Raw genomic sequence first — 26,094 nt, 5'->3', positions numbered from 1 at the left:
TCTTACTCTATTAGATATCGAGTATTCCTTCCAAAAACTTCAAGATCTCCCGGGAGATGAGATCCGGCGGCTGTGTGCCATCCACATAGAGAACCTTGCCACCTTCTGCTTCGTATGCCCGGAGCACCTCTCTATATCGGGAAACCACGTTCATGAGCACTTCCCTCTGCTCGAAAAGGTCCTTCTGGGGTCTCGAGGAAAGACGTCGGAGACACTCCTCCACGGGCGTATCCAGATAGATCACCACCTCGGGGAGCGGGAACCTGTGATTGAGATCCTCTACCAATTCCCTCGTGTGATCGGAATCGCTCTGATAGGCGAGAGAAGAGTGAAGATACCTGTCACAGAGCACGATTTCCCCCCGTCCCACCCGAACCATGACCCCGTCTTCTCCGAAGACGTGAAGGTCTCGATCAGCGGCGAACAGGTACGCATACACGGACGCAGGGAGGGAGAGACCGCTTGCAAGACATTCTCGGATGAAAACCCCCACAGGACCGTCGGTCGGTTCCCGTGTCTCCCACAGGGGGTGACCACGTCCCTTCAGGGAGGACGCCACCTTGCGGAGTTGTGTCGTGGTTCCTGCGCCGTCTATCCCCTCGAAGACGACGAAACGGGAAAGGATCGTCCTGCCGCTGCTTTTTTTACGAGATGACATGTGATAGAATTTATACGATAAACAAGCGAAGCGCAATTTCCCGGAGTGATACAAAGGACATGACCAAGCGACTGCCCTCATCTCTTTTGCTCCTCATTCTTGTGACCTCCTTTCTTGTACTGTCGTGGGCAGTTTCGTTCACCCTCAGGCACAGTGCCACACCAAGTCTCCAATTTCTCATCACCCAGGTCCTGCACGACGTTGAATCCCGATGGGATATCGAGGTCTCCTATGGCTCGATCGAACCCTACATCTTTCCTTTCGTGAAAATCAAACATGTGGAATTGAGAGACGCCCAGGGAGGTTTCGTCGTATACGTGGGAGAGGGGGTGCTCACCTATAGTGCGCTCGCCCTGCTCAGAGGGGATGCCTCCTCCCTGTTGAAGAAAATCGAGCTCACCGATGTCCACGTGTTCTGGACTACACACGAAACTCATCCCTCGGAAGGTCCTGCCTTACCCCATTCCAGGCGCACCGCGTCTCTTTCCCTCCAACGGGTACTCTCTTCGCTGCCTCCCGAGGTCCTCATCCGTCGCGGGAGCTTCCAGATGGTACTCCCGGACGAATCTCGCATCATGGGGCGAGACGTTCGTGTCGACATTGCTCCTGGCAACGATGGATCCGCACGATACTCTCTGAGCGCTTCCCTCTTCTTGGATATCTCTCATGAGACCGCCGCCTACTACGAGGGAGTACTCCCGGAGAGGACATTCTTGGTACCGGTACGAGCGAGGGGCACCTTTTCCCCGGACATGCCGAGCATGGAGATGGAGCTATCCTGCTCCCTACAGGGGAGCAGGATAGAACTCTCCACCCAGCGGTTTCTGTTGTCTGTAAGAAACGACGCCCTCTCCTTCCAGAACCTTCAGGCATCGGTCCCATACGACATCCTTGGAGAATATGAATGGTCATCCTCCACACTCAACCTCATGGTACTCACCGAGGACTTCCAACCGAGCTCGCAGTTCAGGGGACCTCTCCTCGAGAGCATGCCCGCGAATCTGAAATTTTTCCTCGATGCCACGTATTCCACCCATCTTCAAATCTCATATCATCTCCCCGCCCGTACTCTCCGCTATACGGGAAGCGGCTCGGCTTCGTTCCTCTCGAAGGATCTCCACTCGATAGCCTTTTCGCTCGATGGGGAGAATTCCCGGATTCACCTGGATTATCTTACCGCCTTCACCCGATACGGCAGGGCCTCCATGGAAGGATTGCTCGACATTCATCCGTTCTCATTCCAGGGCAGGTTGCACATATCGGAGGCCCGATCTCCGGGGATGTCCTCGTTCGAGAGCATGAGCGGACGATTCAATGTGAACATCTCGGGATCGAACGAGACGATAAAAGGGTATGCCTTTTCCGGAGACGCATCATGGGGGGGATTCGAGCTCTCGAGAGCAGAGCTCTCTTTTGAAGGTGATATCGTACGACAGGAATACACGCTCAACGTGCTCCTCCTCCCCCGGAAAGGTGAGGGTTATGTCTATGGGGAAACCCACCTCTTCCCGTCCTCCGGTCCGTCGTCCCTCAGAGGGCAGGGACTCCTCCTCTTCCGCGATCTCTCCTTGTCCGATCTCACCCTCGCCCTCTCCGGATCGCAACGACGTTGGCATCCGATCATCCCCGAGCAGGCCACCATCAGAGGTGCGCTCGAATTCGATTTCGACGCGTCACGGTATCGTGTCTCCAGCATGGAGGACATCGTACTCTCGATCTCTGAGGAGGCGGATGCCTCCCTCACGCTCTCTCTCACCCCCGATCAGCTCTCCCTTTCTTCCTCGGGCACCCTCTATACCGTGCCCTTTCAAGGGACATTCTCCCTGGCACTTCGGGATACACAGAGGTTCTCCGGCGAGTTGTTGGTCGAGAATATCCTCTATCGCTTCTCTGGTATACTGCAGGAGAAGGAGTTCTCCCTGTCGGGAGACAATCTGACGTTTCTTTTGGAGGAGAAAGAGGGCAGGTGGGTCTTCCGAGGGAAGACGCGAACTCTTCCTCTGCCGATGATGCGCGGTCAATCCTCTCCGCAGGTGAGTGTCGACCTGTCGGGCGAGTTCCACACCACAGACGAGTGGTGGATCTATGTCCCCTATCTCAGGGTGACCGATCTCTTTCTCCTCCCCTCAGTCCGAGGGAATCTGAGCGGACGCATCGCCATCGATCCATCGGGAATCGAGGCCTTCGATCTTTCCTACGGTGATTCGTACTCCAATCTCGAAGGAAGTATGAGCCTGGTCCTGCCCGAGGGACTGGAGGGGCTCCTCACCCGCCGACGGTTGGCAGGGGAACTCGTCTTGCAATCGAAGACGACCAGGGAACGGTACGGCCTCCAGGCAGATATCTCCTCTTCACGTATCGACCTCTCCGCGTACGCAAGAGAGGCCCCGCTCGGGAGGTGGACAGAGGAGAAAGCACGAGGGAGGCTTACCGCCACCGTGAACCTCGAAGGGCCTTGGAACGATCCAGATCTCGAAGGAACGGTCACTTTGACGGAAGGGAGTGTCAACGGCATCCCGCTGGCCGCAAACGGATCTTTCGAGAAAAGCTCCTCGACCATGAGCATCTCTCTCTCGGAACTCCTCCTCGCACAGCACCGCCTCAGCGGTTTCCATCTGACCTACGATCTTTCCTCGGGAACCTTCAGAGGGGAAACGGATCTCTCTCTCGCAGTGGGCAGAACGACACAGAGCACCCCGGTGAGTCTGTACGGCACTATGGAACAACGGTTCGATGATCTCTCCCCCTTCCTCCACTCTCTTCCTTCACTCTCCTGTACCGGGTCGCTCGTCCTACACAAGGTCTCACTCGTAGAGGGACAACCAGTCTGGAGGTTCCTCTTCGCCTATACGCCTGCGGGTGTCACGCTCAGAGGCGGCCCGTCGAACGCAGCGAGCCTTGCCTTCTCCTTCGAGGACGGAGCACTCGATGCGAGTTTCAGTTCACCCCTTCCTCTGCAGGGGAGTATCAAAGGAACGATCCGTGAAGAGCATCTTTCTCTCACCCTGGCATTCTCGCGGATCGACGTGGAATCGTTTCAACCGCTCTTCGATCTGGGCGTGGTGAGGATTCGAGAGGGAATCCTCACCGGTGAGGTTTCCCTCGAGGGAGACCCCCGAGATCCGACCCTCACGGGGAACCTCGAGGGCAGAGAGCTCAGGGGTGTGTTCTTCCTCGTACCCGAAGAAATCTCGTCCGAACGTCTGAAGTTGGAGTTCCAGGGAGAAGGATTCCAGATCCTCCCCTCCAGAATCACTGCAGGAGACGCCACCGTGATCCTCTCGGGTGCTTTCACGAGAGAGGCATGGAGTCTCCCGTTCTTCCAGATCTCCATCGCCACCCTTTCCCCCAACCGACTCCACATCCTCTACGATTTCGGAACTCTTCAGGTAGACGGCTATGCGGCAGGGTTCGTGACCATCGAACAGACCCCCCAGTCCCTCTCCATCGCTGGAGATATCTTGGCCGAGTCCACGGTGGTGACACTTGCTCAAAGAAGGACTGAGGCCCCGGGAAAAGGGGAACCCGTTCCCCTCGAGATAGATCTCCGAATCCAATCGGGTCCCGATGTGCAGTTCGTGTGGCCCACACGAACCCTGCCGATCCTTCGACTCTATGCCGATACCGGGGAAAGACTCCGGTACACCGCTCACGGGGGTGAGGGGAGCTTCTCCCTGGAGGGGAATATCGGGTTGCGGGGGGGGGAAGTCTTCTACTTCGAACGAAGCTTCTATGTGAGGGAAGGCAGCATCCTCTTTCAGGAAAATCAGGACAAATTCGATCCCCGGATCACCGTTCGAGCCGAGATGAGGGACTTCTACAAGGGAGACCCCATAAGGATTTATCTCGTCTCCTACAACACCCCGCTCTCCCAGTTCTCACCCCGTTTCGAGTCGGATCCTCCGCTTCCTCCTGAGGATCTCAACATCGTACTCGGTCAGCGGTTCAACGAGGAGTTCGCCGAGGGATTCCTCAGCCCGGTCTCCCTCGTAGGCCTCACCACCGACCTCGTGAGCCAGTTCGCCCTCATGAGGGAGTTCGAGACCTCGGTGAAGAAGACCTTCGGGCTGGACGTCTTCTCGGTACGGACACACCTCTTCCAGAACGTTCTCGAGAGCGCCCTCCAGTCCCCTGAGTACCCTCTTGACAGGCAATCGCCATCTCTTGGAAAGTATCTCGACAATACCACTATCCTGGTGGGGAAGTATCTTGGCTCCGATGTGTTTCTGGAATCCCTCTTCCAGATTGCAGCGGAGAACCCCCTCGCTTCGGAGGTTCGAAGCTTCGGAGGGTTCGAGGTGAATGTAGAGGTGACGGTTGAATGGAATACTCCGTTCTTCCTCCTCTCCTGGAAGTTCGCTCCCGAGCATCCGGAAGAACTCTTCATCCCCGATCAGACGATTTCCTTGAAGTGGCGATTTACTTATTAGCATGAGGAAAGGAGTGTTCATGAGAGTAACGCGTCGTTTTATCATCCTCCTCCTGTCGGTAGTGATCTCTCTTCCACTCTTCGCTCAAGAACCTCCTCCCGATTGGTATCTCGGCAAACCGATAAAAGAGTTCTCGTTCTCAGGACTCTCGGCCGTGTCTGAAAACGAGATCCGGGGGATTCTCAGGCCCTATGTGGGAAAGACCTTCACCAACGATTTGTTCTGGGAGATCCAGAGCAAGCTCTACGCCCTGGAATATTTCGATGAGATCATCCCCAGCGCACAACCCGCCGACGAAAACTACTCCGCGGTGATCATCCACTTCGAGGTGAAGGAATTCCCTTCCGTGGATCGGATCACCTTCGAAGGGAATCAGAGGGTCAGGGACTCGGAACTCCTCGACACCATACTCCTGAAACGGGGCGACATGGTCACACAGGCGAAACTCAGGGCCGACGAGCGCGCCATCATAGAGCTCTATCATGAGAAAGGTTTCCCCGAAGCCTCCGTGGAAGGAATCCTACGGGAAGGGGATCGGGGAACCGAAGTGGTCTTCGTGATCTCGGAAGGTCCCCAGATCATCGTGAGGTCCATCACCTTCTCGGGTAACCTGCTTTACCCTGAAAAGACGCTCCGGGGACTCATGAAGACCAAACCACAGGGATTCCTCGTGAGTGGAGTATACAACGAACAGACATTCCAGGAGGATCTCAGGAAGATCGAAGACTACTACGCCCAACGCGGCTATATCGACGCACGGATCACCCACGTGGAAAAGACCGAGGAAATAGAGGGGGATCGTCACTACCTCCACATCACCATCTATCTCTCGGAAGGGGAACAGTACAGGTTCGGAGGAATCACTTTCGAAGGCAACAAGATCTTTTCCACGGAACGACTCCAGGAACTTTTCACTCTCAATGAAGGGGATTTGTTCGACCGCACCGCCTTCACCCGGGATTACCAGAAGCTCCTCGACCTCTATTACGAGAACGGCTACATCTTCAACCGGATCGACCTCAGGGAAGAGAAGGACCCCGAACAGCATCTCGTCTCCTATCATGTGACGATAGAGGAACGTGGGCGGGCGCACATAGAGAATATCATCCTCAGGGGAAACACCAAGACCAAGGACTTCGTGATCCTCCGGGAACTCCCCATAGAGGAAGGGGACGTCTTCAGCAAGACCAAGATCGTGGAAGGTCTGCGCAATCTCTATAATCTTCAATACTTCACCTCAATCACTCCCGAAACCCCTGCCGGAAGTACCGAAGGGCTCATGAATCTGGTGATCAATGTCGAGGAAGCGCCCACCGCCAATATCCAGTTCGGGGTGAACTTCGGTGGGAGCAGCGATTTCCCCGTAGCGGCGACCGTGGCCTGGAGCGACCAGAATTTCCTGGGCTATGGACTCGACTTCGGTGTGAACCTGACGGCGGCACCGAATGAACAAACCCTCGGCTTCAACTACACTGACAGATGGCTTTTCGGGAAACGGTGGACGGGCGGAGTGAGTTTGAGTATCTCTCACAAGGACACCGGGAGGACGATCCCCCAGGACACTGCCATAGATGGGATAGTGTTCGTGGGAAATGAGGAGAACGCTGTTCCCGACAATGGTCTTTATACAGGGCAATGGGTGGATGCGGAGACTGGAGAGCTCGTGCCCAATCCTTCCCAGGAACAGATCGACGCCGGGGAGGTGATAACCGATTACGAATACGCAAGGAGAAACGGCTTCACTATACCGGAAGAATATCTCATGAACTACGAAGCATGGGCGATTTCTTTCGGAATCAATACAGGATACCGTTTTTATACACCTGTGGGGAGACTCACTCCCAGCACCTACTTTTCCACTTCACTCACCACTCTCGACTACGATGCGAGCAGATATCGTCCTTTCGATCCCACGACGCGGGAAAACAGAGGGAAGTGGTTGTTTGTCAACAAATGGAACCTTGGAATCTCTCTCGATACCCGGGATATCTTCTATAGTCCCAGCTCGGGATACTATCTCAGCCAACAGCTCCTTCTCGTGGGAGGTTTCCTGGGCGGAAGCCGTCACTATATCCAGCCCACCACGAAGTTGGAAGGATATCTCACACTCTTCGACATTCCCGTAGCCGAAAATTGGAACTTCAAGTGGGTGCTCGCCGCTCATACAAGGCTCACGTATAACCTGGACCAGTTCTGGGTTCCTCAACCACCCACCTATCAGGCTACTTCTCTGGATCAACTCTATGTCGACGGATTCTTTGTGGGGAGGGGATGGTCGAGAGAACCCATCGGAGGGGGGAGAACCCTATGGGACAACTGGATAGAGCTCCGAATGCCCCTTCTCGAACAGATCATGTGGTGGGACTTCTATTTCGATTTTCCAGCATTTTCGGTGGATGTAACGGCTCCTTGGGATATTCCCCTGGAAAACTACCGGTTCGGGATAGGAGGAGGGATCCGGTTCGTCATCCCTCAGTTCCCTCTCCGGTTCTACATCGCCAAGCGTTTCAAGGTGATGGACGACAAGATAGAATGGCAGAAGGGGAGTCTGTTCCCCGACTCGCTCGGTCTGGATTTCGTCTTCACCATCGGATATGACCTCTATTAGAGCGGGAGGGACCCATGAAGCGCATACTCATCTTTGTGACAGGACTTCTCTTACTCGGAAGTACGCTCGCCCATGCAGAGGAACTCACCACAGTGGCCGTGGTCGACATCAACAGGGTGGCGATGGCCTTTTTCCGAAACTCTTCGGCGGTGAGAGAGATAGAGCGTTTCAAGACAGAGATTCAGGAGGAGGTGAACCGACTTACCGCCGAGATAAAGGCCCTCCAGGAGCAGAAACTCCAGGCACAGGAAGCGGGAAACGAGGAGCGGGCGTTGGCCCTCGATCAGCAGATCTATCAGAAGACCCAGTATCTGAGGGATTACTATCGAGTAAAAACCCAGCAACTCGAAGAGCGGCAGAGAAAGCTCACAGAATCGTCCACCTTCCTTCAGGAGCTGAAAAACGCGCTAGAATACGTGGCCGAGACACACGGGTTCAGCGTCATCTTCAAGAGCACGGATCCCGATCTCCTCTGGTGGCACAAGGAAGTGGATATCACGGATCTCGTGATCGAACGGCTCATGGGAAGCGCTCGCTGACGGTATCAGGCAGTCCCATCGTGCGACCCATGGAGGGATGATGCAGGATCTCCAGACCCCCATGATGCAGCAATACTGGGAATTCAAGAAGCGTTATAGGGAGGAGATCCTCTTCTTTCGTCTGGGTGATTTCTATGAGATGTTCGCAGACGATGCAAAGGAGGCGAGCCGGATACTGGGCATCACCCTCACCCAGAGGAATGGGATTCCCATGTGTGGGATACCCTTCCACGCCGCTCAGAACTATATCGCAAGACTCCTCCGGGCGGGAAAGAAGATCGCAATCTGTGAACAGGTGGAAGTCCCGGAGAAGGGGAGGGGACTCGCCCGCCGGGAAGTGATCGAAGTGATCACCCCCGGCACGGTCACGGATGAGGAGCTCCTCGAAAAACAGAAGAACAACTTCCTTCTCGCGGCAGCTCCCGCCGGCAAGGAGCGGGTCTCCCTCTCCTGCGTGGAGCTGTCCACCGGGGAATTCCTTGCCGGCACCGCCCCCGGATCCTTTGCCGAGATCCTCGCACGGGAACTCGCCCGCATCTCTCCCTCTGAACTCATCCTCCCCGAGTCCGCGATGGAGGAACCCGAGATCCAGAAAGTCCTCGATGCCCATGGTGAGATCTATGTCAACCGGTTCCCCGAATGGTATTTCGATCCCCGTACCTCCTTCGAACGACTCGTACGACACTTCAGGAGTGTGAACCTGAAGGCATTCGGGCTCGAAGAGGATTCTCCAGAACTCATCACCGCTGGCCCTCTCCTCCAGTACCTCGAAGACACGTGTCACACCCTTCTTCCCCACGTCCGTTCCATCCATCCCTATCGGGAGGAAGACGCGCTCCTTCTCGATGAAACGACCATCAGGAATCTCGAATTGGTGAAGAATATTCAGGACGGGGGGGAGCACTTCACACTCTATCGAGTGCTCAATCACACCACCACCCCCATGGGAGCCCGCCTCCTCCGACGATGGATCCTCTATCCGCTCGTCGCACCCGCCGACATAGAGGCGCGGCTCGAAGCCGTGGAGCACCTCTATCGGGACCAGCACCTTCTCCAGACACTGAGGAAGCTGTTCGCTTCCATGCTGGACATCGAACGCCTCGCCACGAGGGTCGCCCTGGACAAGGCACACGCAAAGGACCTCCTCGCCATAGCCGGTACCATCGAGGCGTATGAAGAGGCTTTTGCACTCCTCTCCGGGATCGAAGCATTCTCCTCCTTCCTCCTCCCCGTGGATCTCTTCGAGACGCTGTCCACCCTCGCCGACTCGCTCCTACCTGCTCTCATGGACAACCCCGCCACCTCCCTCAATGAGGGCAACATCATACGCGAAGGCTATGATCCGGAAGTCGACCGCTGCCGAACCCTTCGGGATCACAGCCAGGAGATCCTGGATCGCTATCTCCAGGAGGAACGTGAACGGAGCGGGATAAGCTCGCTCAAACTCAAATACAACAAGGTGATCGGGTACTTCTTCGAGGTCACCCGGGCGAACGCCCATCTGGTACCCTCCTATTTCATACCCCGTCAGACATTGGTTCAGACACAACGATTCACCACGGAACGTCTCATCGAGCTCGAATCCCAGCTCGCGGAGGCGGAGGAGCGACTCGTCGAGCTGGAGCGGAAGATCTTCATGGATCTTCGCGAACGAACCAAGACACATCTTGAAGGACTACTCGCCCTCGGAAAGAGCGTTGCAGCCATCGACTGTCTCCAGTCGCTCGCCTATGCGGCGACCCGATACGGATACACCCGACCCGTCCTCACTACCGAACTCGTGCTCGACGTGAAGGAGGGGCGTCATCCCGTGGTGGAGGCCCATCTTCCCACAGGGAGTTTCGTCCCCAACGACCTCCTCCTCGATCCCCCCCGCAGGACCCTCGCCGTCATCACCGGACCGAACATGGCAGGCAAGTCCACCTTTCTCAGACAAAACGCCCTCATCGTGCTGATGGCCCAGATGGGGTCGTTCGTCCCTGCGAAGGAAGCGGTGATAGGGATCGCGGACCGCCTCTTCTGCCGCGTGGGAGCGAGCGACAACATCGCCCGCGGGGAATCCACGTTTCTCGTGGAGATGAACGAAACCGCCTACATCCTACATCACGCCACTCCGAGGAGCGTGATCATCATGGATGAGGTAGGGAGGGGCACGGGAACCATAGACGGCCTTTCCATTGCATGGGCTGTGGTGGAGTATCTCCTGGAGAGGGTGAAGGCCCGCACGCTTTTCGCCACCCATTTCCACGAGCTCACGAAGATCACACATCCCGCGGTCTTCAATCTCAGTATGGCGGTAAGGGAAGATCGGGATGGAATCGTCTTCCTCAAAAGAGTGCGGGCAGGGGCCGCGGAAAAATCCTACGGCATACACGTGGCACGACTGGCCGGTGTCCCGGAGGCTGTGGTGAAACGGGCCCGAGCGATAGAAGAGGCTCTGAGCCGGAGGGAGGAAGATCTCACTGGAACCGAAGGGGGCCCCTCCATCCCCCCGCCCGACTCCAGGGACGAGCAGCCCGAACTGTTCTCACCATACGAACTCCTCGCGGAAGAACTCTCGCATTTCGACGTGGAAAGGCACACCCCACTCGAAGCCCTCAATGCCATAGCACGATGGAAGCGACTCCTCTCGAAGCGATCCTAGATCTGCTCGCGCCTCTCCATTGCCAGGTATGCGGCGCCTTCATCCCCCGCCCGCATCCCCTCCATCCCCTCTGTCCCCGCTGCCTCGCCGGCCTCATCCCGATCCTTCCCCCTCGTTGCCCCCGCTGCTGCCAACCCCTCCCTACACCCGCCTCCCCATGCCCACGCTGCATCCCCCCCTCCGTGGACGCACTCCAGGCCCCCTTCCTCTACCATCACACCATCCCCCGTCTCCTGCTCGCCTACAAACATCACGGACAGCGGCATCTCGCGCGCCTCATCGCCACCCTCCTCCTCCCCGCCCTCGCATCCTTCCCTCCCGACGCCCCCGTCATTCCCGTCCCCACCCACCCCCATCGCCTCCGCACCCTCGGATTCGGCCACACCGAACTCGTCGCCCGTCATCTCACCCGGCTCACCCGCCGTCCCCGATCCCCCCTCCGCCTTCAGCACACACACCCCACCCGCTACCACCCCCAGAAGCACCTTCCCCGCGCCCTTCGCCTCACCTCGGTCCTCGGCGTCTACCGGGCCACCCCTTCCCCCGTCGACCCTCCCCGCACCGTCATCCTCCTGGACGACGTAGTCACCACGGGAGCCACGATAGGGGAGTGCGCCCACATCCTTCGGACCGGAGGAGTCTCCACCGTCTACGCCCTCGCCCTCGCCCGCGACATCTGACCCTCCTCCGCCATCTCCTCGTCCCACCCCCACCAATCCTCCTTTGCTTTGCCTTTCCCGCCCATCTGCACTATACTACCTGATAGGATGTCACACCCCCCGTCCTCCCGTTCAGCCCGCCTCATCGACCGCATCCTCATCCCCGTCATAGTCGCGAGCATAGGGGCCCTCGCCGCGGGCGGACTCCACATGTACCTCTCCCTCCCCCGGATTGCCCACACCACCGCCGAGAAATCCCTCTCCGCCATCGAACGCGCCGTGACCTCCGAGCTCCACGCCCTTCTCGACCCGCCCGCCGACCTCGCCCTCATCAACGCCCACATCATCTCACTCCACCCCTCCCTCCCCATCGAAAAGATCCACGCCCTCTTCCTCGAGGAAATCGAATCCCACCCTGAAATCTCCATCGTGGCCGCAGGCATGGAAGACGGAACCTACGTGGAAGTCCAACGCCTCCCGCAAGGAATCAGGTACGGCTACCGACCGGCAGGCAGGGAAGGGGACCTCACATTCTTTCCCACCCCCTCCCTCTCCCCCGGCACCGAGCTCCAGCGTGTAGCCGGATACGACCCCCGCACGCGTCCCTGGTACACCGAGGCCCTCGACGCCGGCACCATGATCTGGTCCCCCCCCTACCGCCTCGCCTCGAGCGACGCCCCCGCCATGGCCGTGAGCACCCCCATCAGACTCGGAGACCGCACGATCGGTGTGAGCACCGTCACCATAGAACTCCTCCACTTCTCCCGCATCCTCGAGACCCTCACGACACCCCTCGACATCCGGTGCTACCTCTTCGACGACTCTCACCACCTTCTCGCCGCAGCCCCTGCGCTGCCGCCATACCGCCTCCTCGCCCCCCTGGACTCCCGGGAGGGATCGGGCACCCCTTCCCGGGATGACTCCCTCACCCGCCACCATCCCGAGACCATCACCCTCACCGAACTGGACGGGATCCCGGTCTACCTCCAGGAACACCTCCTCACCTCCCGGTCCACGAGCTTCCACCTCCTCACCGCCGTCCCGAGAGACTCCCTCACCGCACCCTTCCGTCGTGCCCAGCTCGCCGCCCTCCTCACCATCCTCATCCTCATGGTCGTGGTCGTAGTGATCGCCCTCTTCTCCTCGAGGAACATCGCCCGGCACTTCGACCTCCTCACCCACCACACCAGGGTCCTGAGGCTCCAGGAGGCCATACCCGCCGACCTGTTGACCCTCTCCCGGCGAACCGACGAGCTCGGGGAGATATCCCGCGCGCTCATCGATCTCAAACAACGACTCGACCAGCAACACGAGGAGGTCCTCCAGCACCTCGCGGCACGGGAACTCCTCCTCAAGGAGATCGACCACCGGGTCAAGAACAACCTCCAGACCATGGTGAGCATCCTCACCCTGGAGATGGAAACACTCCCCTCGGGACGGGCCAAAGACACGCTCCACCTCATACGACAACTCCTCCACACCATAGCCCTGGTCCACGACATGGCCTACACCCAACCATCCCTCACCAGCATCGACCTCGCCCAACTCTTCGACCACATCGTCTCCCTCTACAAGACCACCGGTCTCTCCCTTTACTACCATCCCTCCGCTTCTCCCCACGTACCCCTCGCCTCCGCCATCCCCTACGGCATCCTCCTCTCCTATTTCCTCGAAGCACTCCGTTCCTACGCATCGCCATCAGACCCTTCCACGCTCGAACTTCTTTCCCATGAGGAAGGGTACATCCTCACCATGAGAGCCGTTTTCTCTCCCTCCAGAGAGGTGGAATTCAAGAAACGCATCCTGGGATCCCTCCTCGTCAAGGGACTCCTCCCCCAGCTAGGAGGACAGGTCGTCTTCACCCGCACCCCCCTCTCTCCCCGGAAAGTGGAACTCGAAACCCGCATTCCCTTCTCAGCCTTCGAATGGTCTACCGACAGGGACTGTAACATCGAGTGTTGAAAAAGGCGGGGAAAAAAGATAAGGGGTATCTCCCACCACCAAACCTCTGAAAGAAGGAGGAGATACCCCATGAAGCGTGGTAACACACGCACACTGATTGATACACAGTATACCCTCTCTGATCTGATGAAGCAAGTGGAGGCCCAACTCCGGGAGGAGGTGCGCCACACCTACAAGACGTACCTGGAGCACCTCCTTGAGACGCTGAGAGAGGAGGCAGTGGGACGACCACGATATGCACGAGGGGAAGCTGAGAAGGCACCGTACTACCGGTACGGCTACAGAAAGTGGAAGAGCGTGCAGACCCCCTGGGGGCCGATCGAGGAGGTACGCGTGCCCCGCATTCGCACCGGCGGGGGGAAGGAGGTAAAGCTGGTGACCTACGAGCAGAGGCTCGTGGCCCTCGCTGAGCAGCTCCTCCTTGGGTATGTGAGAGGGATGAGCGCGCGGACGTGGGCCATTCTGTTACGGGAGCTGGGGATAGGAGAGGCTCACCCGCAGACACTCCTTAGGCTCATAAAGCGTCTTCGCGAGGAGAAAGAGCGGTGGCGGAGGCGGCCCATTAGAGGGGTGAAGGCGCTCGTGCTGGATGGGGTGTGGGGAAAGCTGAGGGGAAAAGGGAGGAGGGGGCTGGTGATCCTGAGTGCCGTGGGAGTGAAGGAGGACGGGTCTCATGAGCTCCTCGACTGGGTGGTTGCGGAGCAGGAGGACCGGGCGAGCTACGAGCGACTCCTTACCAAACTCTATGAGCGAGGGCTTGAGGAGGTGGAGCTGGTGGTGGCCGATGAGGCAGAGGGGATCTGGCAGGCGGTGGAGACCGTGTATCCTGAGGCGAAGAAGCAGGTATGCCTCTGGCACCTGCAATGCACCCTTGAGCAGAAGCTTCTGCAGGATATGGGGGACCAGAAGGGGAAGAAGGCTCACCTCCAGGAGGAGAGGCGAGCCTTTCGGACTGAGTACTGGAGGCTCTTTGAGGCAGGAGGGAAGGAGGAGGCAGAGGAAGCGTTCGAGGCATTCGTGAAGAAGTGGGCGACGAAGGCCCCCCGGATGACGGCTGCTCTCCTGTGGCGGAAGGAGCGGCTCTTCTCCTATCTGGAGTTACCCTATGAGTGGAAGGAGAAGGTGAGGACGAGCAACCTTGCGGAGAACATGTTTCGTCACATGAGGAGCTTTCTGCGGAGGTATCCTGGGTATATGAGCCGTGCCCATGCAGATGAGGTGGTAGGCCTCTACGTGGTGGGCATGCAGGTGATACAAGAGGTGGGGAGATGCACCCCTTATCAACTCCAGCTCAATTTCAACACTCCCCCTTGACAGTGCCCTACCGACACCTCCCATTGACACATGGAGCCTTCCCTGCTACCTTATACGAGAGGAAGATGATGAGTGGGCAGCAGAGAGTCGAGACTCCTCGACTCTCTTTTTTTACCCGGCGAGGAGGCACGCCCTTGTTACCCAGAGCGATCCGGACTCCGGAAGAAGAGAAGCTGTATCAGCACTTCGTGCCGCTCCTTGAGAAGATGGGCTACGCCCTCGTTGAACTGCACCTCAGGTATCGTAGAGGAGGAGCGGCCCTCGAAATAGTCATCCACGGCGCACACCTCTCCGTCGACGACTGTGCCCGTGTCCTCAGGCTCCTCAAACCCAAGGCACAGCTGCTCCTCGACCTTGCCGACCTCCACATGGAGGTCATGTCGCCGGGTATCGACCGTGTGCTCAAGAACAGGGATGAACTCGCACTCTTCGTGGGGAAAGGCCTGAAACTCCTCGACACGCGTAGCCAGCGGTGGGAGGGGGGCATTCTCGAGGCCGTCACCGAAGACCACGTCGTGCTCCGGAAGGGAGCGGAGCGCCGGTCCATCCCTATTGACTCCATAGGAAAAGCGAAATTAGACTTCACCCAAGAGGAGACTACCCCCTATGGCCACTGATCTCAAAGAAGCCATTCAGATGCTCGTGCAGGAACGCGGCATACCGGAGGAGCTCGTCCAGAAGACCATCGAGGACTTCCTCCTCGCCGCGTACAAGAAGAGATTCGGCACAGCGGAGAACGCCCACGTGGAGTTCTCCGAAGACGGCACCGAAGTGACCCTCTACGCGAAGAAGCAGGTGGTGGCCGACGAAGACTTCGAAGACGAAGTGCTCCAGATCCCCCTCTCCGAGGCCAGGAAACTCGCGCCCGAGGCCGAACCAGGCGATGAGTTGCTCATGGAGGTGGACCCCAAGAGCTTCGACCGCGGGGCGGTGCAGGTGGCGAAACAACGCGCCCAACAGGAACTCAAGGAGATACAGAGGGACACCCTCTACTCCGAGTTCAAGGACAAGGTGGGAGAACTCATCATCGGGTATTACCAGCGGGAACGGAACGGCAACATCTACGTGGACCTCGGCAAGATCGAAGGCATACTGCCGCGGAAATACCAGTCCCCGAGAGAGGTCTACCGTCCCAACGACAGGATCAAGGCCCTCATCTACGAAGTCAACAAGACCCCCTCCGGCCTCCAGGTGATCCTCTCCCGCACCCACACGGAATTCGTGCGCAAGATACTCGAACTGGAAGTCCCCGAGATCTACGACAAGACCGTCGAGATATTCAAGATCGTACGCGAACCGGGATATCGCACCAAGATCGCCGTCTACTCAAGGAAAGAAGGGGTGGACCCGGTGGGTGCGTGTGTGGGGGTGAAAGGCGTGCGCATCCAGGCCCTGGTGAACGAACTGGAGGGGGAACGCGTGGACGTGATCCGCTATGACCCCGATCCGGTCGCCTTCATCAAGAACTCCCTCTCTCCCGCCGAGGTGGAGCAGGTCATCATCCTCGACCGCAACAAGAAACACGCCCTCGCAGTGGTGAAGGACAACCAGCTCTCACTCGCCATCGGAAAGCAGGGGCTCAACGTCCGTCTCGCCAATCGCCTGGTCGACTGGAACATCGACGTGAAGACCGCCAAACAGGTCGAAGAGATGGGTATCGGAAAGGAGGCCATGGAAGCGGTCTCCGCCGTCTTCAGCGACCTCGATGAACAAGTGGAGGAGATCACGAGGATAGAAGAACTCCCGGGTCTTCCCCCACATATCGTGGAGATCCTCTCCCGTCAGGGATACGAGGAGATAGAGGATCTCGTCTTCGCCTATCAGGACAACGGACTCGAGCACATCCCCGAGCTCACCGAAGAGGACAGGCAACTCATCGGCAAGATCCTCGAGGACGCCGTCGAAATCGTGGAGGAAGAGGAGACGGCGCAGGGGATGACGGAGGAGGGAGAAGAAGAGTATGTCGAGACATACCTCTGCCCCGAATGTTCCGCCGAGGTGACTCCGGGAATGGATCGTTGTCCGCAGTGTGGGGTGGAGCTCGTGTTTACAGATGAAGAAGAGGAGAACTAGGATACATCATGGCACAGGAACAGGAAAAAAAACCAAAAGTCACACTCATCAAACACCAGGACACCGAGCCCAAGGAGGAGACGCCTCCCACTCCTGCGGTACCCGTCAAGAAGAAACGGGTGGTGGTGAAGAAGACGAAGAAGGTAGTAGCCGTCGCAAAGACGGACACCCAGGAGGAGGCCCCGTCCACGGAACCCCCGCAGCCTCAAGGGCCGGAAGCGAAAACTTCGGAGCCCACGTCGCCCCCTTCGACTCCCCCGCAGCCCACCCGCGAGGAAGGACCGCGGGATCGTTCACGATCCCCTCGTCCTCGGGGGGATAGGCGTCCCCCCCGGCCCCAGCGGAACAGAGGGCCGAAACCGGGAGGCCCCCCGTCCCGGGATCAGGGAGCGGACCGTGCGAAGCCCAGGCTGAGGATCACTCCCAAGACGGGAGCCCCTCCCGTTCCACTTGCAGGCGAGACCCCCGAAGCGGCGAGGGCCAGACAGCAGAAGGAACGAGAGCGAGAGCGCCGCAGGGAACTCTACCTGGAGAAGGAGCGTGAACAGGAAGAGAAGATCCTCAACCAGGTCAAGCGGAAAAAGAAGATCGAGACGAATCCTGTGCCGAAGGAGATCGACATCACGGAAGCCATCACGGTAGCGGAACTCGCAAAGAAGATGAATCTCAAGGCATCGGTCCTCATCGCCAAGCTCATGAGCATGGGCATGATGGTGACCATCAACCAGCAGATAGACGCCGACACCGCCACACTCCTCGCAGACGAGTTCGGCTGCAAGGTGAACGTCGTGTCCCTCTACGACGAGACGGTGATCGAACGCGAGGAGGACTCCGAAGAAGACCTCCGTCCTCGTCCTCCCGTGGTGACGGTGATGGGACACGTGGACCATGGAAAGACGAAACTCCTCGACGCCATACGGTCCGCCAATGTCGCCGAAGGAGAATACGGAGGCATCACCCAGCACATCGGCGCGTACCAGGTCGAACTCCCCCAGGGGAAGATCACCTTCCTCGACACCCCCGGCCATGAGGCCTTCACCCTCATGCGTGCTCGAGGTGCGCAGGTCACCGATATCGTGGTCCTGGTCGTAGCGGCAAACGATGGGGTGATGCCTCAGACCGTCGAGGCACTCAACCACGCAAAGGAGGCCAACGTCCCCATCATCGTGGCGATCAACAAGGTGGACTTGCCCGATGCCAATCCTGACAGGGTGAAGCAGCAGCTCTCGGAGTACGGACTCATCCCCGAGGAATGGGGTGGGAACACCATCTATTGCGAAGTCTCGGCTCTCAAGAAACAGGGGATCCAGGAACTCCTCGAGGCCATCCTCCTGCAGGCGGAGGTCCTCGAACTCAAGGCGAACTACTCCTGTCGAGCGGAGGGGAAGATCCTCGAGTCGAAGATCGAACATGGCCGCGGCATCGTCGCCACCGTGCTCGTCCAGAGGGGAACCCTCAGGATAGGCGACCCATTCGTGGCCGGGGTGTACAGCGGGAAGGTGCGGGCCATGTTCGACGAATGGGGCAACCGAGAGGAAGAGGCCACTCCATCCACCCCGGTGGAGGTCCTCGGATTCGACGGCCTTCCGGAAGCAGGAGATCCGTTCCAGGTCACCGAAAGCGAGAAACATGCGCGTGAAGTGGCCTCCAAGCGACAGGAACTCAAGAAGCTCGAAGAAGCCCGTAACGTCCAGAAGGTCACCCTCGACAACCTCTATCAGAAGATCCAGGAGGGGGAGGTCCAGGATCTGAAGATCATCATCAAGGCGGACGTGCACGGATCGGCCGAAGCGATCAGGACCGCACTCGAGCGCCTCTCCAACGAAGAGATCCGTGTGCGCATCATCCACGCCGCAGCCGGTGCGGTCAACGAGAGCGACGTACGTCTCGCCTCGGCCTCCAATGCAATCATCGTAGCCTTCAACGTCCGTCCCACCTCCCAGGCGAGCACCCTCGCAGAGAAGGAGAAGGTGGAGATCCGACGCTACACCATCATCTACGACGTGATAGACGACATCAAGGCGGCCATGGAAGGCATGCTGGAGCCCGAAATCAAAGAAGAAGTCGTGGGACTCGTGGAGGTCCGAGAGACCTTCAAGGTGCCCAGGATCGGCACCGTGGCGGGGTGTTATGTCCTCGAGGGGAAGGTGAAGAGGAACTCAGAGGTGAACGTGATCCGCGACGGGGTGGTGATCCACACCACCAGGATAAACTCCCTCAAGCGCTTCAAAGAGGATGTGAGAGAGGTGGACGCAGGATACGAGTGTGGAATAGGCCTCGAGGGCTTCCAGGATATCAAGGTCGGAGATCAGTTCGAAGTGATTGAGCGTAGAGAAATAGCCAAGAAACTATGAGGAGATGGCGAGGTGAAAGAGGAACGACTGACACGACTTGCACATCTCATACAGGAAGAACTCGCCCGCCTGCTCGTCTCGGGAGAGCTCAAGGATCCGCGCATCCACTGCTCTCTATCGATAAACCACGTCAAGCTCTCGAAGGATTTCTCGTTCGCGAAAGTGTACGTCTCCAGCTACGATCCCAGCCTTCCGGTCGAAGAGGGCGTGGAAGCGCTCAATCATGCGGCGGGTTTCATCCGCACCGTCTTTGCAAAGAAACTCACCACCAGGACGGTGCCCAGGTTCCGCTTCCTTCCGGATTCTTCGATCAAGGAAGGATTCGAGATTTCCAAAAAGATCGAAGCCCTCTTCCCCTCGGACGCCTCATCTCCCCCGCAGGGGGGTGATGAGGGCTGATGAACGGAATACTCCTCTGTCATAAACCTCCCGGCATACGCTCCTTCGAAGTGGTGGAACGAGTGCGCAGGCGTCTCGGGGGCGTTCGTACCGGTCATACCGGCACCCTCGACCGTTTCGCCGAAGGGCTTCTCATCCTGCTCACGGGTCGATGCACCCGACTCACACCGATATTCCACTCGCTATCCAAGGAATACGAAGCCGTCATCGAATTCGGCAAAGAGACCGATACTCTCGACCCCGAAGGCAGGATCATTCAGGTGGGCCCCGTCCCCGAAGAAAAGGCGCTCAAGGAGACCCTCGGAAGATTCCTCGGGACATACGAACAGATTCCTCCCGCCTATTCGGCCCTGCGGGTGGGAGGGCGTCGGGCACACGACCTGGCGAGAAGGGGGGAGGAACCGGATCTGGCCCCCAGACGTGTGGAGATATACGCACTCTCCCTCCTCGAATGGAGGCCTCCCTATGCGACCGTACGGGTCTCCTGCTCCGGAGGAACCTACATACGGGCTCTCGCCCGAGACATCGGATCCAGGCTCGGGACCTGTGCCTATGTGAGCGAACTGAAACGCACTGCGATCGGTCCGATTTCATCCGACGGCGCGGTTCATCCCGACGAGGTTACCGGCGAGGATGTGCTCACCCCGGAAGCGTTCCTGAACGCGTATCCCGAAACAGCCCCCCCTTTGACAGTCAAACCTTCTCATGAGAGGGGCATACCCCATGGAATCCCTCTTTCGGACCACACGTGGGACACCCCTCCAGAGGCACAAGGGTACTACACCGTCGTGAGTCGAGACGGCAGGGTTCTGGCCTTCATCGAAAAGGCGGAAGAGAGGTATCGCTACATATGTGTGCTTCCGTAGACAGGCTCACGTGGCCCGAGTTTCTCTCCCTTCCTCGGTATCCGGAAGACTCCGCCGTGACCATAGGCGTGTTCGACGGTGTACACCTAGGGCATCGGGAACTCCTCGAAACGCTCCTCTCATCCTCGCTCCATCCCCTCGTGATCACCTTCGACAAGAATCCGGAGGAACTCTTTTCACCCGACAAGCGCTACGAACGTCTCACTTCCCTTCGACAGAAAGTCTCGAGGATACGCGAGACGGGAATACCCGATGTACTCGTTATTGACTTTTCCCGTGATTTTAGTACAATCGAAGGACGGGAGTTTCTCGAGCGTGTGATCGATGTCACACGCATGAAAAGACTTCTCGTCGGAAAGGATTTCAGGTGCGGGAGGGGAGGAGCCGTTGGGATAGCAGAAGCGGAGGAGCTGTGCACGAGGAGAGGGGTAGAGCTCGTGGTGATGGAGGACGTGACACAGAATGGTACACGCGTGAGCAGTACCGAGATCAGAAAGAGGATTCTCGAAGGGGAACTCGACGCTGCGGAACGCATGCTGGGACGCCCCCATACGCTTGATCTCCGGGGGCTCGCGGGGGAGGGGAGAGGAACCCTTTGTATTCCCAGATGGAAGATCCCTCAGATCCTTCCGCCCCCTGGGGAGTATCCCGGAAGGGGTACGGGAGGAGAGCCCTTTCGTATCGTGATACATCCTTCCGAGATCTGGATCAGCCCCCTCGACGAGAGGGATTCCTCCTCTCTGGAGGTGATGATACTACATGAACAAGGAGAATAGACGATGGCACTTACCAAAGAAAGAAAGCAGGAGATAATACGGGAGTTCGGTGGTTCTGAGAAGAACACCGGAACCGTGGAGGCCCAGGTTGCCCTCCTCACCGAGCGGATCAACCTGCTCACCGAGCACCTCAAGGTGCACAAGAAAGATTTCAGTACGCGCCGCGGGCTCCTCAAGCTCGTGGGGCAGAGGACCGCGCTGTTGCGTTACCTTCAGAAAAAGGATCTCAATCGCTATCGAGAACTCATCAAGAGACTAGGTCTGAGGAAATAGGAGAACCATGGAACATTCAGTGACAATAGACGTAGGAGGACGGGAACTCGTTCTCACGACAGGAAAGATGGCCCGTCAAGCAAATGGAGCGGTCTTCGCCCAGTACGGAGGCACATGCGTCCTCGCAACCGCCTGTTGCGGGAGCGATGTGAAGGAAGACCTCGATTTCATTCCCCTCTCTGTGGATTACAACGAAAAATACTACGCTGCAGGAAAGATCCCCGGAGGATTTTTCAAGCGGGAAGGGCGTCCACGGGAGAAGGAGATCCTCGTTTCCCGTCTCATCGACAGGCCGATGAGACCTCTCTTCTCGAAGGCATTCAAGAGGGAGATCCAGATCATCCCCACCACGGTATCCGCTGATCAGATCAACACGCCCGATGTGGTGGCGATCGTGGCGGCCTCTGCTGCCGTCACCGTCTCCGACATCCCCTTCGACGGGCCGGTGGGGGCGGTGAGAGTGGGGCTCGTAGACGGCACGTTCGTCATCAATCCCACCCTGGAGCAGCTGGAGGCCTCGGCTCTCGATATCGTAGTGGCGGGAACCCTGGAAGGCATCACCATGGTGGAAGGCGGGGCGAAAGAGGTCTCCGAGGACACCTTGGTGGAGGCGATCGAAATCGCCCGTGGCGCCATCGTTTCGCTCTGTAAGGCGCAGCTGGAGCTTAGCGAACGCGCAGGCAAGAAAAAGCTCCCCCTCCAGGAAGAGGAGAGTTTCCCGCTCAAAGATGAAGTGATAGCATACGCCCGTCCCCGACTCGAAGAGGCATGCTTCGTCAAGGGGAAACTCGAACGGGCAAAGGCCATAAAGAAGACGCGGGAAGAGGTCAGAACCTACTTCGGAGAACGAATTCCCGATGAGCAGGAACGTGCCTTCAATGCGGTGATCGAAGAGCTCGAACGGGAGATCGTACGTTCCTCGATTCTGGAACGGGGAATCCGAACGGACGGGAGGGGGCCGGAGGACATACGCCCCATCACCTGCGAGGTCGGCGTCCTTCCTCGGACGCATGGATCCGCTCTCTTCACGAGAGGCGAAACCCAGGCCCTCGCGATCACCACACTCGGGACCGTGTTCGACGAGCAGATAATGGACGACCTCGAAGGCGACAAACGGGAAAACTTCATGCTCCATTACAACTTCCCCCCCTTCTCGGTAGGTGAGGTGGGAAGGCTCTATACGGGCCGGCGTGAAATAGGTCACGGTCATCTTGCACATCGGGCGTTGGAGGCTGTGCTCCCCTCGAAAGACGACTTCCCCTATACTCTCCGCGTGGTCTCGGAGATCCTCGAATCGAACGGCTCTTCCTCGATGGCGACAGTCTGTGGAAGCACCCTCTCCCTGCTCAATGCAGGGGTCCCCATCAAGAAACCCGTGGCCGGGATCGCGATGGGATTGGTGACGGACGGGGAGCGCACGGTGATCCTCTCCGACATCCTGGGCGAGGAGGATCACTTCGGTGATATGGACTTCAAGGTGGCCGGTACGGAAGAGGGTATCACGGCCTTCCAGATGGATATAAAGATCAAGAACATCGATCCGGCCACGATGAGGAAGGCCCTGGAGCAAGCCCGTAGGGGAAGGCTCCACATACTCGGGATCATGAATCAGGCCATCTCCGAACCGCGCCCGGAACTCTCCCAGTACGCTCCTCGTATCATCAAATTCGCCGTCGATCCCGAGAAAATAGGTCTCATCATCGGATCCGCCGGTAAGACGATCAGGCAGATCTCGGAGACTTTCGACGTAACCATCAACATCGACGACGATGGGAGTATCGTCATCTACAGCAAACAGAAGGAGAAGGCCGAACAGGCGAAGGCCTACATCGACAAGATGCTTGAGGAACCAGAGGTAGGGAAAGTCTACACTGGTAAGGTGAAACGGATCGTGGATTTCGGAGCATTCATAGAATTCCTCCCGGGGAGGGAAGGCCTCTGCCATATCTCCCAGATGTCGGTCGATCGCATTGGATCGCCCCACGATGTCGTGAAGCTGAATCAGGAGGTTCCTGTGAGGATCCTCGAAATAGATCGGTTGGGGAGGGTGAATCTCACCATGCTCATAGACGAGAGCATGGCGAAAGAGAAGGCGCAGAGCTACTCTCGGAGACCGCCCCGGACGCGTCGCAGGTAGGAGTGATCGCCCTCCGGGGCGATCCTTTTGTTCTGTATGACACGGAGAAGTTATCTTACCCTGTACCGATATGTTGGAGAGGAGATTGCACTTTCATTTGTGATCTCCTTCCTTTTTTTCTTTGTCATCTTCCTCATCAACCAGTTCCTCCTCTTGGCTGAACAGATCCTGTCGAAACGAGCTCCACTCTTTGATGTGATCCTTCTCATCATCTACGCGCTTCCCTCGATCGTCGCCATATCCGTACCTTTTGCTTCGCTTGCCGCTGCACTCATGAGTATCACCCGACTCAGCTCCGACAACGAATTCCTCGCGTTCCAGGCGGGTGGAATCTCCCTCCTCCACGCCTTTCTTCCTATGGTCGTATTCGGCCTTCTGCTCTCCTCGGTGTCTTTCGTGGCCAACGATTATTTCCTTCCACTCGGCACCCTCAACTTCGCGAAACTCTATCGCCAGATCCTCTACACCACCCCTGAAATCGAACTCGAATCCTATGCCATCAAGGAGTACCAGAATACCATCCTCATCCCGGGGAAGGTGAACCAATCCCACATCGACGATCTGCTGATCATAGAGGAGACGGAGGAGGGAACGAGAATCCTTCAGGCGCGCGAAGGAGATATAGTTCCGGGAAGGAATGAGAAAACAGCCCTTGCTCTGGAACTCCACGACGTATTTCTCTCGCTCGTGAAGAGGGAAGGGGATTACGAATACAGTTCCGCGGAAACACTTACGTATACGATCCTCGTAAAGGACATCAACATAGCCCTCAGGAATCCGGGGCCGAGAGAGATGTCCTCAGTGGATGTCTATCGCGTAATGAAGGAACGAGAGCAGGTGCTCGAGCAGAAACGCAGGTCTCACGAGAAGGAGCGTGACGACTTGCGTCGCAGTGTGAGCAGTCTCTATCTCACCACTCTCTCGCTGTCGAACGAATCGATCCGGAGCCGCTTCCTGGGGAACCTTCGCTCATCGCTTCAGCGTCTCAGGGAGAAAGAACGGATCAGGATCGAGGACAGGACCCTCCAGATCTATACGCTCGAATTCCACAAGAAGTTCTCCATCCCGTTCTCTTGTATACCTTTCGTGCTGCTCGCCATCGCGATCGGACTCTTCAACCTCAAGGGCGGGAGAGCAGCCGGGTTCGGTATAGGGATCTTCCTCTCCATCGTGTACTGGGGGATGCTCGTGGCGGGACAGATGCTGGGACTCAGGACATCCTTTTCTCCTTCACTGGCGATGTGGGTTCCCAATATCATCATATCTCTCGTGGCGCTCACGCTCTTCCTGATCAGGCAGGTTCGCCGATGAGGATCATCACACGCTTTGCTCTCTCCTGGTTCCTCCCTCTCTTTTTCGCGGCACTCGTCAGTTTCGTGACCATCCTCGAACTCATCGACCTCTTCACCAATCTGGTAGCCTACATAGACGCCGATCTCACCACGTTCCAGATCCTCCACCTGCAACTCCTCTACCTTCCCAAGTGTGTCACCTACAGTCTGCCCATCGCCACCCTCTTCGCCGTCGCCTTTTCCCTGGGGTCGCTGCATGCGAGTAACGAGCTCATCGCCCTCTTTGGAGCAGGGATCTCTCTCTATCGCTTCGTCCTTCCCTTCGTGGTGTGCGGTCTTCTCTTCAGCGGCGCCTACTTCTTCATCGAGGAGCTCCTTGCCATTCCCTCCCTCACACAGAAACAGGAACTCATGGCCATCCTCATGGGCCGGACCTCTCCCACTCAAGTGGTGAACGTCACCCTGGTGGGTGAGGAGAATCGGCTCGTGGTGCACACCCGCCGGTACGACGATCGATCGCGCACCATCACCCGCGTGCTCGTATACGAGAAGGACGAAGAAGGAGCCTTCGCGTCCCGGATAGAGGCAGAACGAGGCACATGGGATCCCGAACAGAGGGAATGGGTGCTGCAGCGGGTCCGACGGTATATCCGAGACGAGGAAGGGAACCTGAAAGAAGAATCATTCGAGAAGCTTCGAACGGATCTGGGTGAGATTCAGCCGGAGGACTTCCTCCAGACCCGTCATTCCATAGACAAGATGACCTTGGCAGAAGCGGGGAGATGGATACAGACCCTCAAACGGGCAGGACTCCCCTACAGGGAGGCCCTCACCGATTACTACAAACGCATTTCCTTCGCCTTCACCTCCTTCATCGTGGCCCTTCTCGCCTCATCGGTCGCGGGACGCTTCAAAGCCAATGCCCTGCTCCTGAGCCTTCTACTCAGCCTCTCCATCGGGGTATCGTATTACGTGTTCCAAATGGTGACAACGCTCTTTGCAAAACTCGGGTATCTTCCTCCGGTCGTGGGGGCGTGGCTTCCGGTCCTCGTCTTCTTCTCCGGGAGCATCCTTTTCTTCAAATACATTGCGAGAACATAAACATGGGAG

General features: G+C 57.8%; 20 protein-coding genes. 17 read left to right on the top strand and 3 right to left on the bottom strand.

All coding sequences use genetic code 11. The annotated features are described in order from the left end of the window. Nucleotides 1-10 precede the first annotated feature (10 nt). On the bottom strand, nucleotides 11-658 hold the full coding sequence (tmk, locus tag SPITH_RS05880; RefSeq protein ID WP_014624774.1) for a dTMP kinase: 648 nt from the start codon (nucleotides 656-658) through the stop codon (nucleotides 11-13). 77 nt (nucleotides 659-735) lie between these two features. Continuing rightward, the gene (locus SPITH_RS12430; RefSeq protein WP_245523341.1) at nucleotides 736-1,068 is read right to left on the bottom strand and encodes a hypothetical protein; all 333 of its coding nucleotides are present in this window, start codon (nucleotides 1,066-1,068) and stop codon (nucleotides 736-738) included. Nucleotides 1,069-1,206: 138 nt separating this feature from the next. Here SPITH_RS12430 and SPITH_RS05875 point away from each other — a divergent pair, with 138 nt between their 5' ends. The 4 genes from SPITH_RS05875 to mutS are packed head-to-tail and all read left to right on the top strand — an operon-like array spanning nucleotide 1,207 to nucleotide 10,879. After that, nucleotides 1,207-5,088 carry a translocation/assembly module TamB domain-containing protein gene (locus SPITH_RS05875; protein WP_245523340.1) on the top strand — a complete coding sequence of 1,294 codons (3,882 nt, stop codon included), beginning with the start codon at nucleotides 1,207-1,209 and terminating at the stop codon, nucleotides 5,086-5,088. Nucleotides 5,089-5,107: 19 nt separating this feature from the next. After that, a complete protein-coding gene (gene bamA / locus SPITH_RS05870; RefSeq protein ID WP_014624772.1) occupies nucleotides 5,108-7,696 on the top strand; it encodes an outer membrane protein assembly factor BamA in 2,589 nt (862 codons plus the stop codon). A gap of 14 nt (nucleotides 7,697-7,710) precedes the next feature. After that, nucleotides 7,711-8,235, top strand: a complete 525-nt coding sequence (locus SPITH_RS05865; protein WP_014624771.1) for an OmpH family outer membrane protein — start codon at nucleotides 7,711-7,713, stop codon at nucleotides 8,233-8,235. A 40-nt stretch (nucleotides 8,236-8,275) separates the two neighbouring features. Further along, nucleotides 8,276-10,879 carry a DNA mismatch repair protein MutS gene (gene mutS / locus SPITH_RS05860; protein ID WP_014624770.1) on the top strand — a complete coding sequence of 868 codons (2,604 nt, stop codon included), beginning with the start codon at nucleotides 8,276-8,278 and terminating at the stop codon, nucleotides 10,877-10,879. Here the strand turns inward: mutS and SPITH_RS12425 are convergent. After that, nucleotides 10,876-11,094, bottom strand: coding sequence for a hypothetical protein (locus SPITH_RS12425; RefSeq protein WP_245523339.1), 219 nt, complete (start codon nucleotides 11,092-11,094; stop codon nucleotides 10,876-10,878). The genes mutS and SPITH_RS12425 overlap by 4 nt on opposite strands. Between SPITH_RS12425 and SPITH_RS05855 the strand changes: the two genes are divergently transcribed. From SPITH_RS05855 to SPITH_RS05795, 13 genes are all read left to right on the top strand, one after another. Further along, nucleotides 11,062-11,559, top strand: coding sequence for a ComF family protein (locus SPITH_RS05855; protein WP_245523338.1), 498 nt, complete (start codon nucleotides 11,062-11,064; stop codon nucleotides 11,557-11,559). The genes SPITH_RS12425 and SPITH_RS05855 overlap by 33 nt on opposite strands. Nucleotides 11,560-11,646: 87 nt before the next feature. After that, complete coding sequence (locus tag SPITH_RS05850; RefSeq protein ID WP_014624768.1) at nucleotides 11,647-13,500, top strand: histidine kinase dimerization/phosphoacceptor domain -containing protein; 1,854 nt, start codon at nucleotides 11,647-11,649, stop codon at nucleotides 13,498-13,500. A gap of 69 nt (nucleotides 13,501-13,569) precedes the next feature. Next, entirely contained in the window at nucleotides 13,570-14,814 is a 1,245-nt protein-coding gene (locus SPITH_RS05845) for an IS256 family transposase (protein WP_014624767.1), read from the top strand. A 134-nt stretch (nucleotides 14,815-14,948) separates the two neighbouring features. Next, a complete protein-coding gene (locus tag SPITH_RS05840; RefSeq protein WP_014624766.1) occupies nucleotides 14,949-15,431 on the top strand; it encodes an LSm family protein in 483 nt (160 codons plus the stop codon). Further along, nucleotides 15,421-16,887, top strand: a complete 1,467-nt coding sequence (gene nusA / locus SPITH_RS05835; RefSeq protein ID WP_014624765.1) for a transcription termination factor NusA — start codon at nucleotides 15,421-15,423, stop codon at nucleotides 16,885-16,887. The genes SPITH_RS05840 and nusA overlap by 11 nt, the downstream gene beginning before the upstream one ends. Nucleotides 16,888-16,895: 8 nt before the next feature. After that, nucleotides 16,896-19,241 carry a translation initiation factor IF-2 gene (gene infB / locus SPITH_RS05830; RefSeq protein ID WP_014624764.1) on the top strand — a complete coding sequence of 782 codons (2,346 nt, stop codon included), beginning with the start codon at nucleotides 16,896-16,898 and terminating at the stop codon, nucleotides 19,239-19,241. 12 nt (nucleotides 19,242-19,253) lie between these two features. Beyond that, nucleotides 19,254-19,640, top strand: a complete 387-nt coding sequence (gene rbfA, locus SPITH_RS05825) for a 30S ribosome-binding factor RbfA (protein ID WP_014624763.1) — start codon at nucleotides 19,254-19,256, stop codon at nucleotides 19,638-19,640. Then, nucleotides 19,640-20,506 (top strand): tRNA pseudouridine(55) synthase TruB, encoded by an 867-nt coding sequence (truB, locus tag SPITH_RS05820; RefSeq protein WP_014624762.1) that lies wholly within the window; start codon nucleotides 19,640-19,642, stop codon nucleotides 20,504-20,506. Before rbfA ends, truB begins: the two co-directional genes overlap by 1 nt. After that, entirely contained in the window at nucleotides 20,491-21,282 is a 792-nt protein-coding gene (locus tag SPITH_RS05815) for an FAD synthetase family protein (RefSeq protein WP_014624761.1), read from the top strand. The genes truB and SPITH_RS05815 overlap by 16 nt, the downstream gene beginning before the upstream one ends. 3 nt (nucleotides 21,283-21,285) lie before the next feature. Next, nucleotides 21,286-21,555: a 30S ribosomal protein S15 gene (rpsO, locus tag SPITH_RS05810; RefSeq protein ID WP_014624760.1), complete on the top strand. Its 270-nt coding sequence runs from the start codon at nucleotides 21,286-21,288 to the stop codon at nucleotides 21,553-21,555. A 7-nt stretch (nucleotides 21,556-21,562) separates the two neighbouring features. Further along, nucleotides 21,563-23,692, top strand: coding sequence for a polyribonucleotide nucleotidyltransferase (pnp, locus tag SPITH_RS05805; protein WP_014624759.1), 2,130 nt, complete (start codon nucleotides 21,563-21,565; stop codon nucleotides 23,690-23,692). 36 nt (nucleotides 23,693-23,728) lie between these two features. Next, the gene (locus tag SPITH_RS05800) at nucleotides 23,729-25,003 is read left to right on the top strand and encodes an LptF/LptG family permease (protein WP_014624758.1); all 1,275 of its coding nucleotides are present in this window, start codon (nucleotides 23,729-23,731) and stop codon (nucleotides 25,001-25,003) included. Next, complete coding sequence (locus SPITH_RS05795) at nucleotides 25,000-26,085, top strand: LptF/LptG family permease (protein WP_014624757.1); 1,086 nt, start codon at nucleotides 25,000-25,002, stop codon at nucleotides 26,083-26,085. Before SPITH_RS05800 ends, SPITH_RS05795 begins: the two co-directional genes overlap by 4 nt. Nucleotides 26,086-26,094 lie beyond the last annotated feature (9 nt).

Origin of the sequence: Spirochaeta thermophila DSM 6578 (assembly GCF_000184345.1) — a bacterium.
Classification (GTDB): Bacteria; Spirochaetota; Spirochaetia; order Winmispirales; family Winmispiraceae; genus Winmispira; species Winmispira thermophila.
The sequence above is the reverse complement of the archived record's forward strand: the minus strand, read 5'-3'. Positions and strand labels throughout refer to the sequence as shown.